The organism is Phenylobacterium sp., from assembly GCF_024508875.1.
GTDB lineage: Bacteria > Pseudomonadota > Alphaproteobacteria > Caulobacterales > Caulobacteraceae > Phenylobacterium.
Window position 1 is genome coordinate 1 of sequence record NZ_JANINU010000183.1, and the last position, 4,733, is coordinate 4,733.

Annotated in this window: 5 protein-coding genes; all 5 read left to right on the forward strand. The window is 72.8% G+C overall.

Annotated features, from left to right (window positions below):
• Positions 1-860, forward strand: an 860-nt coding sequence (obgE, locus tag Q0L11_RS14310) for a GTPase ObgE (RefSeq protein ID WP_296598114.1), incomplete at its 5' end; no start/stop codon positions are given.
• Positions 857-1,990, forward strand: coding sequence for a glutamate 5-kinase (gene proB, locus Q0L11_RS14315; protein ID WP_296598116.1), 1,134 nt, complete (start codon positions 857-859; stop codon positions 1,988-1,990). The genes obgE and proB, both read left to right, overlap by 4 nt.
• 181 nt (positions 1,991-2,171) lie before the next feature.
• Positions 2,172-3,632, forward strand: coding sequence for an aldehyde dehydrogenase family protein (locus tag Q0L11_RS14320; RefSeq protein ID WP_296598117.1), 1,461 nt, complete (start codon positions 2,172-2,174; stop codon positions 3,630-3,632).
• An 8-nt stretch (positions 3,633-3,640) separates the two neighbouring features.
• Positions 3,641-4,306 (forward strand): nicotinate-nucleotide adenylyltransferase, encoded by a 666-nt coding sequence (locus Q0L11_RS14325; RefSeq protein WP_296598119.1) that lies wholly within the window; start codon positions 3,641-3,643, stop codon positions 4,304-4,306.
• A 200-nt stretch (positions 4,307-4,506) separates the two neighbouring features.
• The coding region (gene rsfS, locus Q0L11_RS14330) for a ribosome silencing factor (protein WP_296598120.1) at positions 4,507-4,733 on the forward strand (227 nt) is incomplete at its 3' end.

Here is a 4,733-nt window from a genome sequence, read left to right on the forward strand (position 1 = left end):
GCTACCAGCAGCATTTCCGCGCCGGCACCGGCGTCCACGGCATGGGCCGCAACCGCCACGGCGCGGCGGGCGAGGACGTGGTGCTGAAAGTGCCTGTCGGCACCGAGGTGCTCGACGAGGACAAGAACCTGATCGTCGACATGGACCATGCCGGCCAGCGGGTGATGCTGGCCAAGGGGGGCAACGGCGGCTTCGGCAACACCCACTTCAAGGGGCCGGTGAACCAGGCGCCCCGCCACGCCAACCCGGGCCTTGAGGGCGAGGAGCTCGCCATCTGGCTGCGCCTGAAGCTGATCGCGGACGTGGGGCTGGTCGGCCTGCCGAATGCGGGGAAGAGCACCTTCCTGGCGGCCGCCAGCGCCGCGCGGCCGAAGATCGCCGACTATCCGTTCACGACCCTGGCCCCCAACCTCGGTATGGTCGACCTGTCGGTGGGCGAGCGGTTCATCCTGGCCGACATCCCGGGCCTGATCGAGGGCGCCAGCGAAGGGGCGGGCATCGGCACGCGCTTCCTGGGCCACGTCGAGCGGACGGCGGTGCTGATCCACCTCGTGGACGGCACGCAGGAGGACGTCGCCGGGGCCTGGCGCACCGTGCGCCACGAGCTGGAGGCGTATGGCGAGGGCCTGGAGGACAAGCCGGAGATCCTGGCGCTCAACAAGATCGACGCGCTCGACGAGGAGACCATCGCGGAGAAGGCCGCCGAGCTGGAGGCCGCCGCGGGCGTAACCGTCCGGCGGGTGTCGGGCTTCGCGAAGATCGGCGTCACCGAACTGCTGCGCGAGGCCTACGCCCTGGTGCAGCAGCGCAAGGGCGAGGTCGCCGCCGAGGAGGCCGGGCCCGAGGAGTGGCGGCCTTGAGCGAGATCGCGGCCGCGCGGCGCGTCGTCGTCAAGGTCGGCTCGGCCCTGCTGGTCGGGCCCGACGGCGCCGCGCACGCCGAGTGGCTGGCCGATTTCGCGGCCGATGTCGCGCGCCTGCGGGCGCGGGGCCAGCAGGTGCTGGTGGTCTCGTCGGGCGCCGTGGCCCTGGGCCGCAAGCGGCTTGGGCTCGGCAAGCGGGCGCTGACGCTGCCCGAGAAGCAGGCGGCGGCCGCGGCTGGCCAGTCGGCGCTGATGCGGGCCTGGGAGGAGGCGCTGGGGCCCCTGGGCTTCAACTGCGCCCAGGTGCTGCTGACCCGGGATGACACCGAGACCCGCCGCCGCTGGCTGAACGCGCGCGCCACGGTCGAGACCCTGCTGGGCCTGGGCGTGGTGCCGGTTGTCAACGAGAACGACACGGTGGTCACCGAGGAGATCCGGGTCGGCGACAACGACCGGCTGTCGGCCCGCGTGGCGCAGCTCGTCGGGGCCGAGGCGCTGGTGCTGCTGTCGGACGTGGAGGGGCTCTACACGGCCGATCCGCGCCGCGACCCCAGCGCCACGCTGATCCCGCGGGTGCCGCGCCTGACGCGGGAGATCGAGGCCATGGCCGGCGGCGCGAACGCCCAGGCCGGGGTCGGCACCGGCGGCATGGCCACCAAGCTCGAGGCCGCCCGCATCGCCAGCCAGGCCGGGTGCGCCACCATCATCACCTTGGGCACGCGCGCCGGTCCGCTGGCCGCCATCGAAGGCGGGGCGCCCGCCACGGTGATCGAGCCGGCGACCACGCCGCGCGCGGCCTACAAGGCCTGGATCGGCGGCTCGCTGTCGCCGGCGGGCGCGCTCCGCGTCGACGCCGGCGCGGCGGCGGCGGTGCTGAAGGGCAAAAGCCTGCTGGCCGCGGGGGTCCGCGCCGTGGACGGCCGGTTCGACAAGGGCGAATGCGTGCGCGTGCTGGACCCGGAGGGGCGGGAGATCGCCCGGGGTCTGGTCCGCTACGAGTCGGGCCACGCGGCGCGGATCTGCGGGCTGAAGTCCGAGGCGATCGAGGGCGAGCTGGGCTACACGTCCGGCCCGGTGGTCCACGTCGACGACCTGGCCCTTGCCGCCCATGCCGCAATGTCAGGCTAGCTCCCCGGGGCCTTGCGGCGTAGGGAGTAAGGCTCAACCTGAGCAAATGGGGTCGTGCGTGGACGGCAGCTCGTCAGGCAGGGAGGCGCAAACCGCCCAGGCCGCGTCCGAAAGGACCGGCCGGCTGGCAGCGCTCGCGCCCGGCCAGGCGATACCTTTCGCAGGTGACCGTGTCGCCCTTGTGACGCCCGAGCTGGCCGCGGCCTTCCGGCCCGGTGACCGGCTAGTCGTGGTGCAGGACACCGGCGACCTGCTGCACATTCCTGCCCGCGAGCATGCCGCCGCCGAGGCCGCCGTCGGGCGCGCCGCCGCCGCTTTCGCCCGCATGGGGCAGGTGACCGACGCGGCCGTCACCGACTTCTTCGAGGCGTTCGCCGCCAGGCTCGCCGACGATGCCGTGTGGACCGCGATCGCCGAGGCCAACGCCGCCGACGTGGAAAGCGCCAGGGCGCGGGGCCGCTCGACCACCCGCCTGATCGCGTCCGACGCCATGCGCGCCGACATGATCGCCGGCCTGCGCGCCTGGCGCGACGCCGAGGCGCCGCGTGGCCGCGTGCTGGAGACCGTTCGCCACGAGGGCTGGACCGTCGAACAGGTAATGGCGCCGCTGGGCGTGGTGGGGTTCGTCTTCGAGGGTCGCCCTAACGTCTTCGCCGACGCCACCGGTGTGATCCGCGCCGGCAACACCGTCGTCTTCCGCATCGGCTCCGACGCCCTGGGCACCGCGCGCGCCATCGTCGCTCACGCCCTGGACCCGGCGCTGGCCGAGGCGGGCCTGCCCGGGGGGGCGGCTGTTCTGGTGGACAGTGCGGCTCACGCGGCCGGCTGGGCAATGTTCGCCGACAGCCGCCTGGCCCTGGCCGTGGCTCGAGGCTCCGGTCCCGCAGTCAGCCAGCTCGGCGCCATCGCGCGCCAGGCGGGCACGCCCGTCAGTCTGCACGGCACGGGTGGGGCCTGGATGATGGCCGACGCCACCGCCGACGCCGACCGCTTCTACGCGGCCGCCTACCATTCGCTGGACCGCAAGGTCTGCAACACCCTGAACGTCTGCTGCATCGTGCGCGAGGCCGCCGACCGGCTGCTGCCGGTGTTCCTGGAGGCGCTGGAGCGCGCCGGACAGCGCCGCAAGGGCTGCAAGCTGCACGTCTCCGAGGCCGACTTCGCCCGCCTTCCCGAGCGCTGGCGCACCGCCCGCGCCACCGTCGTCCGTGCCGAGGGCCCCGTAGAGGAGGCGCTGGCCGAGCCCATCGCCGACGCCGACCTGGGCCGCGAATGGGAGTGGGAGGAGACCCCGGAGGTCAGCCTCAAGATCGTGGACGACGTGGCCGACGCCGTCGCGCTGTTCAACGCGCTCAGCCCCCGCTTCGCCGCCGCGCTGATCTCGCAGGACCCGGCGGCGCACGAGCGGTTCTACGCCACAATCGACGCCCCGTTCGTGGGCGACGGCTTCACCCGCTGGGTGGATGGCCAGTACGCGCTCGACAAGCCCGAGCTCGGGCTCTCCAACTGGGAGAACGGCCGCCTGTTCGCACGAGGCGGCGTCCTGGCCGGCGACGGCGTCTTCACGGTGCGCGCCCGGGTGCGCCAGTCCGATCCCCATCTCGACCGCGCGGGCGCGCCCACGCCGCCGCGGCAAGGCTGACCGGCAGGATGTGGTTCGCAGGCCCGGCGCGCCGCGCGCCCGTCGCCGGACGTCCCCACGCCCAGCGCCTGGGCTTCAGCCTCTCGCCCGGGATGAAGGTCGGGCTCTACGGCGGCTCGTTCAATCCCGCCCACGACGGCCATGCCCACGTGGCCGAGACCGCCCGGCGTCGCCTGGGACTCGACAGGGTGATCTGGCTCGTGTCGCCCCAGAACCCGCTGAAGTCGCGCCATGAGACCGCCGACCTCGAGCAGCGCCTCGCCGACGCCCGCGCTTTCGCCCAGGGGCCGGGCATGATCGTCTCCGCTGTCGAGAGCAAGCTGGGTTCGAATTACACGGTCGACACCATCCGGGCGCTGAAGGCCCGCTATCCCGGCGTGAAGTTCGTCTGGATCATGGGAGCCGACAGCCTGGCCAGCTTTCACCGGTGGAAGGGATGGACCCAGATCATGCACGAGGTCCCGGTGGCGGTAGTCTCGCGCCCCTGGATCTCCCTGAAGAGCCGCTTCTCGCCCGCCGCCCAGCGCTTCGCCCGATTCCGCGTCCCCACCCACGCCGCCATCGGGCTGGCCGATTCGAAGACGCCGGCCTGGGCCTTCCTGTTCGGACGCTTCAACTTCCAGTCTTCCACCGCGCTGCGGGCTCGGAAGAAGGCCGGCGCCGAGACGCGATAAGGCGCGGGAACCGGTCCGGGGGCCTGTGACGCGATGTGATCGCAAGGGCGCCTGACCCGGACCCCGCGCTGTGGTAGGGTCCTTCCAGCGAGGACATCAAAGGAGCTACCCCGCTGAACCGTGAATCTGCGCCAGACAAGGCGCAAGAGGCCCCGACCAACGCCGCGGCTTCCCTTACCGACCCGGGCTCGCTCGGCGTCATGGAGGACCTGATCCTCAGCCGCCTGGACGACGACAAGGCCCAGGACGTCGTCTTCATCGACCTCAAAGGCAAGAGCCCGGTCGCGGACGGGCTGATCGTGGCGTCGGGCCGCTCGCAGCGGCACGTCGGCGCGATGGCCGACCACCTGCTGCGCGCGCTCAAGGAAGCCGGCTACGGCAAGTGCCGGGTCGAAGGCATGCCCAGCGCCGACTGGGTGCTGATCGA